Origin of the sequence: Nocardia sp., assembly GCF_025465275.1 — a bacterium.
Classification (GTDB): Bacteria; Actinomycetota; Actinomycetes; order Mycobacteriales; family Mycobacteriaceae; genus Nocardia.
Genome location: NZ_JAODNK010000063.1, coordinates 41,074 through 57,011 on the forward strand (window position 1 = coordinate 41,074; position 15,938 = coordinate 57,011).

16 protein-coding genes are annotated in these 15,938 nt (G+C 67.9%); 8 read left to right on the forward strand and 8 right to left on the reverse strand.

Going from position 1 to position 15,938, the window contains the following annotated elements:
* Positions 1 to 159: 159 nt before the first annotated feature.
* Positions 160 to 1,353 carry an aminotransferase-like domain-containing protein gene (locus tag JWN03_RS14400; RefSeq protein WP_297614593.1) on the reverse strand — a complete coding sequence of 398 codons (1,194 nt, stop codon included), beginning with the start codon at positions 1,351 to 1,353 and terminating at the stop codon, positions 160 to 162.
* Between the two features lie 82 nt (positions 1,354 to 1,435).
* On the opposite strand from JWN03_RS14400, the gene JWN03_RS14405 reads away from it, so the two are divergent.
* Entirely contained in the window at positions 1,436 to 1,642 is a 207-nt protein-coding gene (locus JWN03_RS14405; protein WP_297614595.1) for a hypothetical protein, read from the forward strand.
* Positions 1,643 to 1,681: 39 nt separating this feature from the next.
* On the opposite strand, the gene JWN03_RS14410 is transcribed toward JWN03_RS14405, so the two are convergent.
* The 3 genes from JWN03_RS14410 to JWN03_RS14420 form a co-directional block, all read right to left on the reverse strand.
* Positions 1,682 to 3,052: a hypothetical protein gene (locus tag JWN03_RS14410; protein ID WP_297614597.1), complete on the reverse strand. Its 1,371-nt coding sequence runs from the start codon at positions 3,050 to 3,052 to the stop codon at positions 1,682 to 1,684.
* Positions 3,053 to 3,172: 120 nt separating this feature from the next.
* Positions 3,173 to 4,315, reverse strand: a complete 1,143-nt coding sequence (locus tag JWN03_RS14415) for a hypothetical protein (protein ID WP_297614599.1) — start codon at positions 4,313 to 4,315, stop codon at positions 3,173 to 3,175.
* 198 nt (positions 4,316 to 4,513) lie between these two features.
* A complete protein-coding gene (locus JWN03_RS14420; protein WP_297614601.1) occupies positions 4,514 to 5,917 on the reverse strand; it encodes an NAD(P)H-quinone dehydrogenase in 1,404 nt (467 codons plus the stop codon).
* A gap of 226 nt (positions 5,918 to 6,143) precedes the next feature.
* Here JWN03_RS14420 and JWN03_RS14425 point away from each other — a divergent pair, with 226 nt between their 5' ends.
* On the forward strand, positions 6,144 to 6,623 hold the full coding sequence (locus JWN03_RS14425; RefSeq protein ID WP_297614602.1) for a gamma-glutamylcyclotransferase: 480 nt from the start codon (positions 6,144 to 6,146) through the stop codon (positions 6,621 to 6,623).
* Between the two features lie 123 nt (positions 6,624 to 6,746).
* On the opposite strand, the gene JWN03_RS14430 is transcribed toward JWN03_RS14425, so the two are convergent.
* The 3 genes from JWN03_RS14430 to JWN03_RS14440 all read right to left on the reverse strand — a co-directional run bounded on the left by JWN03_RS14430 (position 6,747) and on the right by JWN03_RS14440 (position 10,361).
* Complete coding sequence (locus tag JWN03_RS14430) at positions 6,747 to 7,931, reverse strand: M20 family metallopeptidase (RefSeq protein WP_297614604.1); 1,185 nt, start codon at positions 7,929 to 7,931, stop codon at positions 6,747 to 6,749.
* 227 nt (positions 7,932 to 8,158) lie between these two features.
* Positions 8,159 to 9,367, reverse strand: a complete 1,209-nt coding sequence (locus JWN03_RS14435) for a M20 family metallopeptidase (protein WP_441342987.1) — start codon at positions 9,365 to 9,367, stop codon at positions 8,159 to 8,161.
* A gap of 286 nt (positions 9,368 to 9,653) precedes the next feature.
* Positions 9,654 to 10,361 (reverse strand): enoyl-CoA hydratase/isomerase family protein, encoded by a 708-nt coding sequence (locus JWN03_RS14440; RefSeq protein ID WP_297614606.1) that lies wholly within the window; start codon positions 10,359 to 10,361, stop codon positions 9,654 to 9,656.
* Between the two features lie 147 nt (positions 10,362 to 10,508).
* On the opposite strand from JWN03_RS14440, the gene JWN03_RS14445 reads away from it, so the two are divergent.
* The 3 genes from JWN03_RS14445 to JWN03_RS14455 all read left to right on the forward strand — a co-directional run bounded on the left by JWN03_RS14445 (position 10,509) and on the right by JWN03_RS14455 (position 13,445).
* Complete coding sequence (locus JWN03_RS14445) at positions 10,509 to 11,291, forward strand: purine-nucleoside phosphorylase (protein WP_297614608.1); 783 nt, start codon at positions 10,509 to 10,511, stop codon at positions 11,289 to 11,291.
* A gap of 139 nt (positions 11,292 to 11,430) precedes the next feature.
* Entirely contained in the window at positions 11,431 to 12,978 is a 1,548-nt protein-coding gene (locus JWN03_RS14450) for a phospho-sugar mutase (protein ID WP_297614610.1), read from the forward strand.
* 104 nt (positions 12,979 to 13,082) lie between these two features.
* A complete protein-coding gene (locus JWN03_RS14455; protein WP_297614612.1) occupies positions 13,083 to 13,445 on the forward strand; it encodes a hypothetical protein in 363 nt (120 codons plus the stop codon).
* A 28-nt stretch (positions 13,446 to 13,473) separates the two neighbouring features.
* Here JWN03_RS14455 and upp read toward each other — a convergent pair whose 3' ends face one another.
* Positions 13,474 to 14,097 (reverse strand): uracil phosphoribosyltransferase, encoded by a 624-nt coding sequence (gene upp, locus JWN03_RS14460; RefSeq protein ID WP_297614614.1) that lies wholly within the window; start codon positions 14,095 to 14,097, stop codon positions 13,474 to 13,476.
* Positions 14,098 to 14,235: 138 nt separating this feature from the next.
* On the opposite strand from upp, the gene JWN03_RS14465 reads away from it, so the two are divergent.
* The 3 genes from JWN03_RS14465 to JWN03_RS14475 are packed head-to-tail and all read left to right on the forward strand — an operon-like array spanning position 14,236 to position 15,928.
* Entirely contained in the window at positions 14,236 to 14,559 is a 324-nt protein-coding gene (locus JWN03_RS14465; protein ID WP_297614616.1) for a type VII secretion target, read from the forward strand.
* Positions 14,556 to 14,750: a hypothetical protein gene (locus JWN03_RS14470; protein WP_297614618.1), complete on the forward strand. Its 195-nt coding sequence runs from the start codon at positions 14,556 to 14,558 to the stop codon at positions 14,748 to 14,750. The genes JWN03_RS14465 and JWN03_RS14470 overlap by 4 nt, the downstream gene beginning before the upstream one ends.
* Positions 14,747 to 15,928: an NlpC/P60 family protein gene (locus tag JWN03_RS14475; protein ID WP_297614620.1), complete on the forward strand. Its 1,182-nt coding sequence runs from the start codon at positions 14,747 to 14,749 to the stop codon at positions 15,926 to 15,928. The genes JWN03_RS14470 and JWN03_RS14475 overlap by 4 nt, the downstream gene beginning before the upstream one ends.
* Positions 15,929 to 15,938 lie beyond the last annotated feature (10 nt).

The following is a 15,938-nucleotide window of genomic DNA, read 5'->3' on the forward strand; positions in this document are numbered from 1 at the left end:
TTTTGGCCGGGATCCACCGCGACCCGCCACACCATTGCGGGTGTGGATCCCGGCCAAAAACATGCGGGATGACGGAGCGGGATGCCGCGAACAACAATTCATCGGATGCCTGCGAGCCGTGATCTTGGGGGTAGACCCGGCGAAGCAGCGGTCCAGTGGCTAGACCCGGGCGGGGGCGGACGCGTGGGCTTGGGCCAAGCGGTCGACCGCTTCCCGCAGGACGGTGGTGTCCGAGGTGGTGAAGCACAGGCGCATGGAGTGGGTGTAGTCGGTGGTGACGGCGAAGGCCGAGCCGTGGACGTAGGCGACGCCGGCGTCGAGGGCGTGTGGGAGGAGGGATTGGGTGTCGGTGCCGTCGGTGAAGTCGGCCCACACGAACATGCCGCCGGTGGCGTCGGTGGTGACGATGCGGTCGCCGAAGCTGGTGCGGACGGCGTCGACGAGGGCGTGGGCGCGCTCGCTGTAGATCTTGCGGACCGAATCGACATGGGCGGCCAGCCAATCGGTGTCCGACAGCAGGTCGGCGGTGATCTGCTGAGTGAGGGCGGAGCCGCAGAGGTCGGCGCCCTGCTTGAGGAGTTCCACCGCGCGGCACACCTGGGTGGGCGCGACCATCCAGCCCACACGCAGGCTGGGGGCGAGGATCTTGGAGGCGCTGGACAGGCGAATCGCATTGGGCGAGTACGTCGCCACCGGCGCGGGGGCGGGGCTGTCGAACCAGAGTTCGCCGTACGGATCGTCCTCGATGACCCAGAAGCCGTGTGCCGTAGCGAGTTCCGCCAGTTCCATGCGGCGCTGCACACTCATGGTGACGCCGCCCGGATTGTGGAAGTTGCTGACGGTGTGCACGAAGGCCGGGCGCTCCCCCGTGGCCAGCAGTTCACGCAGGACGTCCACGCGCATGCCCTCGGCATCCAGCGGGACCGCGACGATACGGGCTCCGGCGGACCGGAACACCTGCAGCGCACCGATATACGCCGGATCCTCCACCACGACCAGCGCACCCGGATCGAGCAGCACCTCGGCCAGCAGTGACAGTGCCTGCTGCGAGCCGTGCGTGACGAAGACCTCGTCCACCGGCACCGGGCGGCCCAGCCGCGCCGACTCGCGGGCGGCGAGCACCTCACGCAGCGGTCCCCAGCCCGGCGATTCGGTGTATTGCAGGACCGACCGGTCGGCCAGCGCCGCCTCGGCCGCAGCCGCAATGCGATCACGGGGCATTAGCTCGGCATCCGGGAGGCCACCGGCCAGGCTGATGATATCGGCGCGCGCGGTGAGTTTGAGCAGGTCGCGAATCGCCGAACTCTGCAGGCCATCGAGCCTTCGAGACAGCGGTGGAGTTATCGCGGACATGAGAACCTCCGAGGAACGCCGGGGTATGCGAAATTCCACTGTGTCACAGCCAAACCACGAGGTGAAACCCGGGTCCCAGATCATGGGACGAATTCCCCGCAATGAGACCGACACCACCACAGGTGAACATCGCGGCCCCACCGCACACGACGCCCGCGAGTTTCCAGTCGAGGTCGACCACATCGCCGACGCCCAGGCTCAGGCCCTGGCCACCGACGGGGTTCGCACCGCCGATGGGCCGTCTGCCGACACTCAGCGAGACCAGTCGTTCTCCACCCGTCTGCGGTAATCGCAGAGCCGGCCCCGACCTCGACTGCCGCAGTGGGTGTCAGCGCTCGTCGATGGCGAAGATCAGGTGTTTGCCGTCTTTGTTCACAGTGAGGATGTGCTGGCGGTAGACCGTGGTGGTGCCGTCGGGGCGGTGCTCGGTGAGGTCGGCGTCGTAGACGTCCGGGCCCGCGTCGGTAATGCGCAGGCAGTAGCTGGTGCCGATCGGGATCACGTCATTGATCGCCTGCTGAATCGTGTCGGCCTGAGACACATTGGCCGCATCGGGGGCGACGAAGGCGCGGGCCTTCACACCATTGCGGTCCGAATAAAAGGCGTGCTGGAAGCCGAGGATGGCATCCGCGCCGGTCTCGGTACCGCCCGCGCCATTACCGATAGTCAGTGGGCCGTCCCGCTTGGTCGGGCAGCTCAGCGCGGCCACCGTGGTGGGGGCGGCGGTCGTCACCAAGCCGTCGGAATTGGAGGAGGCGGCCGCCGAATCGGACTTGTCCCCGCCACCGGTGAGTGCGACCACCACCGCCGCAACGGCGGCCAGTACCACCACGACACCAGCGCCGATCAGGATCGGCTTCCGCGACGTCTTCGGCTTGTCCTGCGGCGCAGCAGATTTCGGAGCCAATCGCTGTGCGATCGGATCGTCGGCCCAGGACAGCGACTCCGATTTCGGCTCGGTCTTCTTGGGCATCAGCATGCGGCCGATGGGATCGTCCGCCCACGACAGCGATTCCTGCTGCGGCGCAGCCGATTCCGGTGCGTCCGGAGGCATTCCGGCATCGGCGGAACGCAGCCACGCCGATTCCCGCCCGGCGAACGCGGCGGTACTGATGCCACCGCCCCGAGCCCAGCCCGCCGACGGTTTCTTGGCGGGCGGGGCCGGTTCGACGTTGTAGCGCACGGTCTCCTCGACGCTCTCTGGGTCGCCGAATTCAGTGCCGTACAACGCATCGTCACCGGTCGTGTCCTGCGACGGCGGCACCGAGGAGTCCGGCGCCAGATATTCGCCGCCGGCCGGCCGCCACGCCAGCTCGGGGCTGGCCGGGACCGCCGGCGGCGCCCACCCGGGCGCACCGGCCTCGGCACCGAAATCGCTCGGCGGTGCACCGAAACCCGGTGCTGCCGAACCGAACTCGTTCAGCGGCGCACCGAAGTCGTTCCCCTGCACACTGTAGGTATCGGTCGTCGGGCCGAATACCGAGATCGGCGGCCCGAATTCGTTCAGCGACGGGCCGAATTCCGAGAGCGGCGGCCCGAAGTCGGATCCGCCGACGGCTCCCGGCCCGGACCCGAACGGCGATCCCGAGTCCGCCTGCGGAGCCCCGTCCTGCGGCGGCTCGTGCGCTCCCCGGGGCGCCGGTTCGGCGCCGGGAGTGGCCTCGGGGCGGTCCGCCGACTCGTCCTTGCCGGAATCCATCACCCGTCCTTTCGCCACACACGCGTGGGGCGGTCGTTTACGACCGCCCCACGCGACGACTCAACTCCTGCCGGCACCGAATTTCAACTCTCCGCCGGCAATAAATTCGGCCGGTTTCGCTCAGTACTGGACCGAACCACCCAACTGCGTGGTCACACCGCCGACGTCGGAGGTCTGGCCGGGGATATCCCCCTCGGGGAGCTTACCAATCTGGCCGAGCGCGTCCAGGATGGTGCCGCCACCGGGGAGCAGGCGCACGAAGTTCTCGGCGTCCGCCTTGGCGGCATTGGCGCCGGTGCTGTCGAGCACGAATTCGAGCTTGCGATCATCGCCGGCGCCCGCGCTGGCGAAGGCCGTCACCTTGATCTGGTTGACCGTGGTGTAGTCCATCGACACACCGGCCTCACCGGTACCACCCGGCGTGGTGTAGCCGATGGTGCCGACGTAACCGTCCAGATTGCTGAAGTGGTGGGTGTTGGCGGCCCAGCCGGGCAGCGCGACACCGCCGTCGACGTTCGCACCGATCTCGGTGTGCGGACCGGTCATCGCGACCACCGGCGCGGCCGGGGCGGTCTCGACGGCCGGGGACTGCCACTGCGGCTTCTGCACGGTCGGCTCACCGGTCAGCGTGTCCACCGAGGTGGTATCCGGCTGGGTCGGGGCGACCGTGTCCGGCTGCGTGGTACCCGGCTTGGCCGGCTGGTTCGCCTGACCCGGAACCGTCTGCTGGTTCGGCTGATTGGGCACCTGCACCGGAATGGCGGGCACCGTCTGGCCGGGCACCGGCAGCGGCGCGACGCGCGGCACGGTCACACCCGGCTGCGTCGGCTTCGACTTCGGACCGTCCTGCGGCGCGACACCGGCCGGCTGCGTATCGGGCTTGGGCGTGGTGCCGTCCGTCGGGGCGTCACCCGCGGGCGCGTTGGTATCCGGCTTGGGCGAACCGGGGGTGGTGACACCCGGCTGGCTCGGCTGTGGCTTGGTGGCGTCCGGTTTGGTGGTATCCGGCTTGGGCGCCGGGATCGACCCGATCTTGGGGTCGACGGGGACAGGCTGCTCGGTCGTCGGTGCCGCCGCCTGGCTACCATCGGTGGCGCCCGGCTGACCGTCGGTGCTCGGCTGCTGCCCGGGGGCCGCCGGGACCGCGCCCGGGTCGGCGGGGGCCGCATTCGCAGGACTGCCCAGGAGGCTGACCACGGCGGCCGCGCCCACCAGCGACAGGGAGGTGGTGGCCTTGATCCGATTCGGCTTGCGGTGCTTCACTTTTCGCCCTATTCCTTCGTCCCTCATCACCACGAACGGACGTGCGGGCGAGTACGAGCTGTACACCGGCTGACCCGGAAAGGGTTGACCCACCGACATTCTCGCGATCGCCCTGCCGATCGCTTCCCGTCGCGAAGTGAATCACACCGGCGTAAGTGGGGCAAGGCGAAGCCCCTCACATCACCGGAAGTTCATCCGTCAGTCGAGATCGTCGTGCCGCATGAGCTGGCGCGCGGCCTCCGTGACGGAACCGGTCAGCGAAGGATAGACCGAGAAGGTCTGCGCAAGATCGTTGACGGTCAGATTGTTCTGCACCGCAAGGGCGATTGGCAGGATGAGCTCGGAAGCGATGGGCGCCACCACTACTCCGCCGATGACCACCCCGGTGGCCGGACGGCAGAAGATCTTCACGAAACCCCGGCGCAGCCCCGACATCTTGGCGCGCGGATTGGTGTTGAGCGGCAGCATGACCGTGCGGGCCGGGACCTCACCATTGTCGATGGCGGTCTGGCTGACGCCGACGGTGGCGATCTCCGGACGTGTGAACACCGCGGAGGCAACGGTTTTCAGGCGAATGGGCTGCACACCCTCACCGAGTGCGTGGTACATGGCAATTCGGCCCTGCATGGCGGCCACAGAGGCCAGCGGCAGCAGTCCGGTGCAGTCACCGGCCGCGTACACACCGGTGGCGGTGGTGCGCGAAACCCGGTCCACACGCAGGTATCCGCCCTTGTCCAGCTCGATGCCCAGGCGAGCCAGGCCGAGATTCTGGGTATTGGGCACCGAGCCGACGGTCATGAGCGCATGCGAGCCGGTCACCGTGCGGCCGTCGGACAGCTTCACCACGATGCCGTCGGCGGTGCGCTCGACCGCATCGGCGCGCGCGTGCTTGACCAGTTCCACACCGCGTTCGGCGAGCGCGTCCTCCAGCACCAGCGCGGCATCGGCATCCTCGCCGGGCAGCACGCGGTCGCGGCTGGAGACCAACTTCACCTGCACGCCCATTTCGGTATAGGCGGAGACGAATTCGGCGCCGGTCACGCCGGAACCGACCACCACGAGCGTCTCGGGCAGTTCCTTGAGGTCGTAGAGCTGGCGCCAGTTCAGGATGCGCTCGCCGTCCGGCTCAGCGCCCTCCAGCACGCGCGGGCTGGCGCCGGTGGCAATGAGTACCACCTCGGCCTCGATCACCTGCTGCTGCCCGTCTGCGAGGGTCGCCTTCACCAGGTGGGTGGCCAGGCCCGGCGCCTGGTCGATGAGCTCGCCGTGGCCGGCCAGCACGGTCACGCCGGCGGCCTGCAACTTGACCTTGATATCGGAGGACTGCGCCTGCGCGAGCGCCTTCACGCGCGAATTCACCTCGCCCAGACTCACCTGCGCCTGCGAGGGATGCACGGTGATGCCGAGGTCGCGGGCGCGGCGCAGATCGGTGCGCACGCCGGTGGAGGCGATGAAGGTCTTCGAGGGCACACAGTCCCAGAGCACACAGGCTCCGCCGATGCCGTCACTGTCGATCAGCGTGACCGGCGCCCCGTGCTGTGCGGCGACCAATGCCGCTTCGTAACCGGCGGGGCCGCCTCCGATGATCGCAATGCGGGTCATTGTTCCCTCGCTTCTGGGTGGGCTATCGGGATCTCCGATGCCGCACCCCAACGTTATCGGCTCAGGTCCGCGCAGCTGGAACCGCATCTGGAGACGGCTTCGTCACATTCCGCGACCGTCTCGATCACGGTCGGAGCAGGTCCGGAGGGACCGGCCGAACTACTCGCGAACCGCTGAGGATCGGGATCGGGGGAGGTTGCCGGGGATTGTTCGATACGCTCTCACAGTGCCGATTTACGCCGCCTACGGGTCCAACATGGATCCCGAGCAGATGCTCAAGCGCTGTCCGCACTCCCCTGTGTCCGGAACCGGCTGGCTGGAGGGTTGGCGCCTGACCTTCGCCGGGGACGACATCGGCTGGGAGGGACCGCTTGCCACCGTGGTCGAGGAGCCCGGCTCACGGGTATTCGTCGTCCTGTACGACGTACCTGGTGAGGACGAGGCGAGCCTGGACCGCTGGGAGGGCTCGGACTTCGGCATCCACAAGAAGATCCGGCTCCGCGTCACACCCAGTCAGGGCAATGCCACGCAGCCGGTGCTCGCCTGGTTGTACGTCCTGGACGCCTACGAGGGCGGCCTACCCTCGGCCCGCTATCTGGGAGTGATCGCCGAAGGCGCCGAAAAGGCCGGTGCCCCCGGCGAATACGTGCACGCCCTCCGCACCCGCAACAGCAAGAACGTCGGGCCGGGCACCTTCGGGCCCTGACAGTTCCCGGTCACCATCGACTTCATTGCTCGCTATCAGCATTCATACGAAGCTGAATTCATACGAAGCTGGGCCGCACCCTCGGGTGCGGCCCAGCGTTTTGTTTTCCGGTGAAGGCGTAGGTCAGTACGCGTTCAGCACGATGTTCGTCATGACGCGGACGCCCACGGCGAGGGCGCGCTCGTCGATATCGAAGGTGGGCTGGTGCAGGTCGAGTTGTTCGCCCTGGCCGGACCAGACGCCGAGGCGGGCCATGGCTCCCGGGACCTCTTCCAGGTACCAGGAGAAGTCCTCGCCGCCGCCGGACTGCTGGGTATCGGCGAGGGCATCGGGGCCGACCTCGCGGATGGCCTCCTCGAACATGCGCACGGCCAGTTCGTCGTTCACGACCGGGGGCACGCCGCGCTTGTAGTTGAGCTGCCAGCGCACGCCCGTGGGGGCGAGCAGGCCCTCGACGATCTCGCGCACCATGGGCTCGAGCAGCGACCAGGTGGCGTGATCGCCGGTACGAACGGTGCCGGTGAGCATGCCGGTCTGCGGAATCGCGTTGGGCGCCTTGCCCGCCGACACCGCACCCCACACCATGACGGTGCTGGTACGCGGGTCGATACGGCGGCTCAGCAGACCCGGCAGGCCGGTGATGACGGTGCCGATGGCGTACACCAGATCACTGGTGAGGTGCGGGCGCGAGGTGTGGCCGCCCGGCGAATCCAGGACCAGTTCGACGGTGTCCGCCGCCGAGGTGATGGCGCCGACGCGAATACCTACCCGCCCGACCTCGAGCCGAGGGTCGCAGTGCACCGCGAACATTCGCGAGACGTCTTCCATCGCGCCCGCGGCGACCATATCGATGGCGCCGCCGGGCATGACCTCTTCGGCGGGCTGGAACACCAGCCGCACACCGACCGGAAGGTTCGGAACTTCGGCCAGCGCCAAGGCGGTACCGAGCAGGATCGTGGTGTGCGCATCGTGGCCACAGGCATGCGAGACGCCGGGCACCGTCGAGGCGAACGGCAGGCCGGTGTACTCCTGCAGCGGCAGTGCGTCCATATCGGCGCGCAGGCCGATGCGCGGGGTGTCCGGGCCGATATCGCAGATCAGGCCGGTGCCGTTCGGTAGCTTGCGCGGCTCGAGACCGGCCTTGACCAGCCAGGTTTCAATGAATTCGGTGGTACCGAACTCGGCGCGAGACAGCTCCGGGTTGGCGTGGATGTGCCGGCGCCAAGAAACCAGGTCGTCCGCGTGCTCGGCGAGCCACGCGTCCACGACGTCTCGACCACTGATCTCACCATCGGGTATTTCAGCCATATCAACACTCACCGTGCCCATTTCAAAGCCCATATCGACCCCCACCGCGCTGCCCGTCACGACGCTCGCAACCCCTTCCGGCTTACAGGCCGCTAACGGTCCCGTAGCCCTGGCGGTATCCAGCGTCGCTCGCGCAGAATCCACCACGGTACTCGCGTGGACCTGCGTGGTTACGCAAGCTGCCGCCTCGGGGCCCGATGCTCGCACCGTGGACCGGCCGGTTGTGCTCACCGAATGTCCTCCTGTCGAAGAAACTGCCGTTGCATGACTCGTTCCGACAACCTGTCCCTATGAAATTCGTCCCCTGCGATCTGTATCGCGGTGCGGGCCAAAGCCGTTGCCCCATCGATGACAGCTCGATCAGCGGAGACGTTCACCGCAGCAGCCGCGAACGCCGGCTGGTGGGTCACCGCTCCCCCGGCGTCGATGCCGATGACCGGGTGGATGCCGGGAATCACATTGGTGACATTGCCCATATCCGTAGAACCAAGCGGCCGCGCGGCCTCGAGTTCCGGGGCAATGGGCTCGCGTCCGAGATCGCGGATCTGCTCGCGATAGGCACACAGTAGTGCGCTGTCGGGCGTGAGCTCGGTATATGTCGGCGCGAGCTTCCGAATGTCATGGGTACATCCGGTCGCGAGGGCGCCTGCCTCGAAACAGGCCGATGCGCGTTGCATCAGATCATCGAGGCTCGCGGAGTCGACTGCCCGTAGGTAATACAGCAGTTCCGCATGGCCGGGCACGATATTGGGGGCTACGCCGCCGGACGCGACTATACCGTGCAGCTGCTGTCCGGGGCTGAGATGTTGACGGAGCAAACCGAGGGCAACTTGCGCGATAGTGACGGCGTCCCCGGCGTTTCGGCCGTGCTGCGGCGCGGCGCTGGCATGCGATTCGCGGCCGCGGTAGGTCACCGACAGATCGGCCAGCGCGAGCGAATGCGCACCGGCGATATCCTCCGGACCCGGATGCACCATGAGCGCCATGGCCACATCGTCGAAGACGCCACGCTCGAGCATGAGCACCTTGCCGCCGCCGCTCTCCTCAGCGGGCGTGCCGAGCAACTTCACGGTGATACCGCAGGCATCGGCGACCGCGGCCAGCCCCAGCGCCGCGCCGACCGCGGAGGCGGCAATGATGTTGTGCCCGCACGCATGTCCGATTTCTGGCAGTGCGTCGTATTCGGCGCAGATCGCGACCACCAGCTCACCGGTGCCGAATTCGGCGGAGAAGGCGGTCTTCAGATCGGCCACACCGGTTTCGATGCGGAAGCCGCGTTCGCGCAGGGGCTCGATGGTCTTGGCTACGCTGCGGAATTCCTCGAAAGCGAGCTCCGGCTCGGCGTGAATCGAGTGCGAGAGTGCGATCAACTGCTCGCGGGCGTCAGCGATGGCAGCGTCGGAGGCAGACGCCGTAGTCGTATTCAAAGGCGACACAGCAAGATTGGACGGCGCAGCATTCAACGCCGACACAGACGCCGAGTGCCGTTCACTGGATGTGCAAATTTTCCGGTCATCGCCGCTGCGCGATGGTGGCATAAGACACAGTCTTACACTGTCCCGCCTCCCCGTAACTTTGGCGCGCAGCTTTGGAGCCGTTAGCCGCCGTGCACGCGTGCCCGCGGTCAGGGACGACACCGATTTTGGACGTACCCGACGAGTTACCGGACCGAACGAGATCAGTTGTCACGTTCCGAGCAACCCGTCGGCATTTCGCCCGGGCTCAGGCCGGGTTGAAGGCCAGGTTCTCCGGGGTGGTCTCGACCGCGAGGCCCGCCAGGATGTGCTGATGCAGGGCCCGCTTGATGACCGGCAGATTGGGCTTGCGATTGCCCTTGAGCGCGTCGGCCTGCGCGACCGCGGTGGCGAGCAGCGACTCCGCGTCGGCCTTGCCGTCCACGATCCGGGCGGCGAGGGCGTCGTCGGCGCCGTAGCGGCGGCCGGTGGTCATGGCCTCGACCGCCACCTGATTGGTGAGGCGGCCGGTGACCAGCGCATTCATGGCGACCGTGAAAGGCATGCCCAGGTGCACCTCGGGCAGGCACCAGTAGCCGCGGTCGGCGCGCATGATGCGGAAATCGCAGGAGGTGGCCAGCATGGCGCCCGCACCGAAGGCGTGCCCGTTCACCGCGGCGACGGTCGGCATCTGGAAGCCGAGCAGGCGGGTGTACAGCGAGTGCACGCGGTCGAGGTACCAGCAGTTCTTGTCGAAATTGCCGAACAGCCAATCGGTATCGAGGCCATTGCTGAAGAACTTGCCGTTGGCGGTGACGACCAGCGCGGCCGGGCCCTCGGAGGCCTCGACCTCGTCGAGCAGCGCGTGGAGCTCGGTGATCAGATCGGGATGGAAGCGGTTCTCGCTGTCGATGTTCTGGCCCTCGGCACCGAGGTACAGGACGAACACATCCCCATCACGCTTCAAATACGGCATGAGTGCAGATTAGCGGGGGCGCGGACGCACACCTACTCGCGGGTAGCCATTGCTTCGCGAGCTTTGCGAAAGCTGAAAAAGGTGCGAAACCGGCAGGTCCACGCCGTGCCATCGCACCGATGATCGCCTGCGACTAGGGTGGGCGACATGCTAGCCGAACAGGCCGCCGCGGAGGCGATAGCCGAACGTACGGGAGTAAAGAACCACCGGGTCGCGGTGGTGCTCGGATCCGGATGGCAGGAAGCCGCCGCCGAAATCGGTGAGCCCGCCACCTCCGTCCCCATGGGTGAGGTTCCGGGCTTCGGCTCGCCGACCGCCCAGGGGCACCAGGGCACCATCCACTCCGTGCTCGTGAATGACGCGCCGGTGCTGTTGCTCATGGGACGCCAGCACCTGTACGAGGGTTACGAGCCCGCCCAGGTTGTCCACAATGTGCGCACCGCGATTGCCGCGGGCGCGCAGACCGTGCTGCTCACCAATGCCGCGGGCGGGATTCGGGACGGGCTCTCCGTCGGCGAGCCCGTACTGATCAGCGATCACCTCAATCTCACCGGGCGCACGCCTGTCACCGGGGCGAACTTCGTCGATCTGGTCGACGCCTGGGATCCCGAATTGCGCGCGCTGGCACGCGATATCGACCCCAGCCTGACCGAGGGCGTGTACGCGGGCCTCACCGGACCGCAGTACGAGACCCCGGCCGAAATCCGCATGCTGCGCACCATCGGCGCGGATCTGGTGGGTATGTCCACGGTGCTGGAGGCCATTGCCTGCCGCGCCGCCGGAGCGCGGGTGCTGGGCATCTCGCTGGTCACCAATCTGGCCGCCGGAGTCACCGGCGCGCACCTCTCGCACGCCGAGGTGCTGGCCGAAGGGCACGCCGCCGCACCGCGATTGGGCAAGCTCCTGCGCGGAGTTCTCGAACGCCTCTGAACGGAGTTCTCGAACGCCCCCGAACGGAGTTCTCGAACCCCTCTGAACGATCCGCCGCACGGCTTACGCTGCGGTGACGACGAGAGGCCCGTAGTACAGAGCCCGGATCGTCGTGGCCGACACGCTTTGAGGAGATGGCATGCTGCGCTTCGGGACGGCCGGGCTGCGCGGACCGCTGCAGGACGGTCCGGACGGCATGAATGTGGACACCGTCACGCGGGCCAGTGCGGGCATTGCCGACTGGCTCCGGAATCGCTGTCTCGGTGGCGGATTGGTCATCGTGGGACGCGACGCCCGGCACGGCTCCGCCGAATTCGCGCGCGCGACCGCGGAAGTATTTGCGGCAGCGGGCTTCTCGGTACTGGAACTCCCCCGGCCGCTGCCCACCCCCATCGTCGCCTACGCGGTGCGGGCACTGGGCGCGGTCGCGGGAGTGCAGATCACCGCCTCGCACAACCCCGCCACCGATAACGGCTACAAGCTCTACCTCGACGGCGGCTCCCAGCTGGTGCCGCCCGCCGACGCCGAAATCGAGCAGTGCATCGACGCGGTCCGGGGCCGCATCCCCCGCTCCGATCCCACTGCGACAGCACCGGATCCGGCGACCCTCGGCCTCGCGGCGACCGCCACCATCGAGGACATGGGCATGGAAATCCTGCGCCGCTACCTGGCCCGGGTCGCCACCCTGCCCGAACTCATCGGCGGCTCGGCAGCACGGGCTGATATTCGGGTGGTGCTGACGGCGATGCACGGGGTGGGTGGCGAGCCGGGCGTTGCGGCATTGCGGGCGGCCGGGTTCACCGAAGTGCTGGTGGTGGCAGAGCAATTCACGCCTGATCCGGAATTTCCGACGGTGGCGTTCCCCAATCCGGAGGAGCCGGGGGCCTCGGATCTATTGCTGGCATTGGCCGAGCGGCTCGATGCGGACATCGCCATTGCGCTGGATCCGGATGCGGATCGGTGCGCGGTGGGGGTGCGCGGGCCGACGGGGTGGCGCATGCTGCGGGGCGATGAGACCGGGGTGCTGCTGGGCGATTTCATGCTGCGGACCGCCGCCCCGGAGTCGCTGGTGGCCACCACGATCGTGTCGTCCAGGCTGTTGAGCAAGTTGGCCGCGGCCCGGGGCGCGCGCTATGCCGAGACCCTCACCGGTTTCAAATGGCTGGCGCGGGCGGGCGACGGGCTGGTGTATGCCTACGAGGAGGCCATCGGACACTGTGTGGATCCGGTTGCCGTGCGGGACAAGGACGGGATTTCGGCTGCCGTGCTGGCCGCCGATCTGGTCGCCCAGCTGAAGGCGGCCGGGCGCACCGTGGACGAGGTACTCGACGGTTACGCAATCGAATTCGGCGTGCATGCGGGTGATCAGATATCGCTGCGGCTCGCCGATGCGGCGGAGGCGGCCGCCGTGGTGGACCGGCTGCGCGAGAATCCGCCTGCCGAGATTGCCGGAGAAGCGGTGGCCTGCACCGATATGTCGCAGCTGCGCGGGCAGATGCGCACCGACGCACTGGTTTTCGAGGGTGAATCGCTACGGGTGGTGATCCGGCCGTCCGGCACCGAGCCGAAACTCAAATGCTATGTGGAGGTTGTCCACCCGGTCGCCACGGACGCCGATCTAGGTGCTGCGAAAGCCGCCGCCGCGCAACAGCTCTCCGAGATCCGGGCGTTCTGCGAAAAACTCTGAACGCTGGGTTCGCTGCGAACCCCGCAATTCTGGGGCTATACCGGTTACCCGCCGGACACTAGCGTGGACCGGGACTGTCAGACCGATGAAAGGATTGTCCGCATATGCGTAATTCCCTGTGGCTCACCGGATTCGGAGTCGCCGCGGCGGCCGTGCTGGGTACCGCCGGAACCGCTTCCGCAGCGGGTTCCGTCATGGATCACGACGGCCCCTACACGGTGAACACCGATATTTCGGCGGGTTACTACACCACGCACAACCCCGCACCGGATTGCCAGTGGGTCCGGCTCGGCGCCGACGGCGACATCATCGAACGCGGTGATGGCGGCAATGGCAACCAGACCGTGCGAATCACGTCCCAGGACACCACCTTCGCGACCTCGCACTGCGGCACCTGGGCCATCGACGGCGGCCGGGGCGGCCCCGCCACCGGCCCGCAGAACGGCACGGGTTCGTTCGGCTTCTGACCCCTTCGGATTCGGCGGTGAATTCCGTTCAGCGGGGACCGAATTGGCGGTCCCCGGCATCGCCCAGACCCGGGACGATATAGGCGTCGGAATTGAGTCCCCGGTCGATGGAAGCGGTGACCAGGCGCACCGGATGCCCCGACTTCTCCAGGGCGGCAATGCCTTCGGGGGCGGCGACCACGCAGATGACGGTGATGTCGCGGGCATTTCGGGTGGCCAGCAGGTCCAGGGTGAAGACCATCGAGCCGCCGGTGGCGAGCATGGGGTCCAAGACGATGACGGGGGTGTCCGCGAGGTCCTCGGGCAGCGACTCCATATACGGGGTCGGCTGGTGGGTGGTCTCGTCGCGGGCGACGCCGACAAAACCGATTCGGGCATCGGGGATCAGATTCTCCGCGGTCTCCACCATGCCGAGGCCGGCGCGCAGGACCGGGACCAGGAGCGGCGGGGAGGCGAGGCAGGTGCCCTCGGCGGCCGCGACCGGGGTCGCGATGGGGAACCTGGTCACGGGTGCGTCGCGCATGGCTTCGTAGACGAGCAGCCCGGTCAGATCACGCAGCGCCGCCCGGAATGTCGGGTTACTGGTGCGCGCATCGCGCATGGTGGTGAGCAATGCCGCAGCGAGCGGGTGGTCCACGATGTCAGTGCGCATAAGAAAACGATAGGTCAGTGCAGCTGATTCGCGGTTCGAGCCCGCAGATTCCCACCGGCCCGGAACCGCCGCCCCGCACCGCGCGTCCAATCTCTTGCAGAACGTAATCAGCCAGCGACCGGCACGATGGGGGCATCCATGCACCGGATCTCGATCGATCCACCAGGCCTGACCACCTACGCGAGCACGGCCACCACCATGGCCGCCGCCCTCGCCGCGGCCGCTGCGCGCACCGCAGCCGCCGACCCCCTCCTACTCGCCCCCGCCTTCGGTCTCATCGGCAGCGATTTCCTCACCACCTACCGAGCCGCCCACACCGGCCACCTCACCACCCTCACCTCCCTCGCCGCCGTCCTGACCACCCTCGGCGCCGCCACCACCGGCGCCGCAACCACCTACGTCGCCACCGACACGACCTACGCCACCGCCTTGCAAGCCGCTACGCCGGAACTCGGCGAATGAGCACAGCATTCGATGCGATGCGCCATATTCCGCGCACAGCGACCACGCGGACCGGTACTGCGCGGCGCACACCGATCTCGGCGGAAGTGCGCAGCGCGAGATTCCATACGCACAACGGTCGCCGTCACGCCTTGGGCAAGAAAATGCCGCGGCAGATCTGTGCCGTGCTCTGGATGGGAGTGGACGAATGAGCACCGGGGTGGATGTGGAGGGGCTGGCGCGGCCGATTGTGGAGTTGCTGGCCAGTTTTGGAAGCGGGGAGGCCCGGGGTGCGGTCGATGCGCTTCGGGAGACTTCGGGGGCTGTGGACGGGGTGCATTCAGCGGGGCGTTCGGGGGTCGACGGGATGTACGACTCGTGGCGCGGGCGCGCTGGGGATGCGGCCATGGACAAGGCGCTGCGGGTGCAGACGAGTGCGGCCACGGTCTCCGATCACGGGCAGTCGATAGCGGAGGTGCTGGATCGGGCGGGCGGCGCGATAGCGGCCGGACAGCGGGAACTGGCGAAGGTGCTGCGGTCGTTTCTGGATTCGGCCGAGGGGCTGGGGGCGGCGGGAGCCGGACCCTCTGCGGCACTCATCGTCAGGTCTGCTCTGGACCATCTGGGGCGAGCGCTGCATGTGGTCGAGCGGGTGCGGGCGGAGCTCGAATCCGAGACCGCGGCGATGGGCGAATTGGTCGCGCCGCCACCGGTTCCGCCGCTGGCCGCGGCTGCGGTGACCCCGCCCGCCGGAGCTGCGGCCGCCACGCACGGCACCGCTCCGGCGGTCGTCGCGGCGGCTGTCGATCCAGGATTCGGCGGGGCGCAGCAGGCCGGTTCGGGCTATGCCGCATCCGGCGGGAAGGTGCTGGAGTCCGGGGCCGCGCTGGTCGGCAGCGGGCTGTCCACGGTCGCGGCTTCGGTGGGTGATTCGTCGCCGCACACCACTGCCAGAACCCACCGGACCACGCTGGGCACCCGGCCCGCCGGGACCGGGGTGAAGCTCACGCTGCCCGACGGCAGTACCGTGGAAGCCCCGAACCAGCAGGCCGCCGATGCGGTGCGTAATGCGCTCAGCGCGGTCGGGACGCCGTACGTCTGGGGCGGCACCACACCGGGTGCCGGTCTCGATTGCAGCGGATTGACGCAGTGGGCGTACGCACAGGCGGGGGTTCGGTTGCCGCGTTTGGCGCAGGAACAGGGTTACGGGCATCTACAGGTCGATCCAGGGGACTTGATGCCCGGCGATCTGGCGGTGTGGGACGGGCATGTGGCGATGGTGATCGGCAACGGTCAATTGGTGGAGGCGGGCGATCCCGTCCAGACGGGTCCGATTCGGACGGAGAACATGGGAGAACGGTTCCTCGGCTTCTACAGGCCCACCGCCTGAGTCGCCGGAA

Excerpts from the sequence above, each read along its gene's own strand:
- JWN03_RS14400 (WP_297614593.1), bottom strand. The coding sequence starts at position 1,353 with ATGTCCGCGATAACTCCACCGCTGTCTCGAAGGCTCGATGGCCTGCAG.
- JWN03_RS14405 (WP_297614595.1), top strand. The coding sequence starts at position 1,436 with ATGGGACGAATTCCCCGCAATGAGACCGACACCACCACAGGTGAACAT.
- JWN03_RS14410 (WP_297614597.1), bottom strand. The coding sequence starts at position 3,052 with ATGGATTCCGGCAAGGACGAGTCGGCGGACCGCCCCGAGGCCACTCCC.
- JWN03_RS14420 (WP_297614601.1), bottom strand. The coding sequence starts at position 5,917 with ATGACCCGCATTGCGATCATCGGAGGCGGCCCCGCCGGTTACGAAGCG.
- JWN03_RS14430 (WP_297614604.1), bottom strand. The coding sequence starts at position 7,931 with ATGGCTGAAATACCCGATGGTGAGATCAGTGGTCGAGACGTCGTGGAC.
- JWN03_RS14440 (WP_297614606.1), bottom strand. The coding sequence starts at position 10,361 with ATGCCGTATTTGAAGCGTGATGGGGATGTGTTCGTCCTGTACCTCGGT.
- JWN03_RS14445 (WP_297614608.1), top strand. The coding sequence starts at position 10,509 with ATGCTAGCCGAACAGGCCGCCGCGGAGGCGATAGCCGAACGTACGGGA.
- JWN03_RS14450 (WP_297614610.1), top strand. The coding sequence starts at position 11,431 with ATGCTGCGCTTCGGGACGGCCGGGCTGCGCGGACCGCTGCAGGACGGT.
- JWN03_RS14455 (WP_297614612.1), top strand. The coding sequence starts at position 13,083 with ATGCGTAATTCCCTGTGGCTCACCGGATTCGGAGTCGCCGCGGCGGCC.
- upp (WP_297614614.1), bottom strand. The coding sequence starts at position 14,097 with ATGCGCACTGACATCGTGGACCACCCGCTCGCTGCGGCATTGCTCACC.
- JWN03_RS14465 (WP_297614616.1), top strand. The coding sequence starts at position 14,236 with ATGCACCGGATCTCGATCGATCCACCAGGCCTGACCACCTACGCGAGC.
- JWN03_RS14470 (WP_297614618.1), top strand. The coding sequence starts at position 14,556 with ATGAGCACAGCATTCGATGCGATGCGCCATATTCCGCGCACAGCGACC.
- JWN03_RS14475 (WP_297614620.1), top strand. The coding sequence starts at position 14,747 with ATGAGCACCGGGGTGGATGTGGAGGGGCTGGCGCGGCCGATTGTGGAG.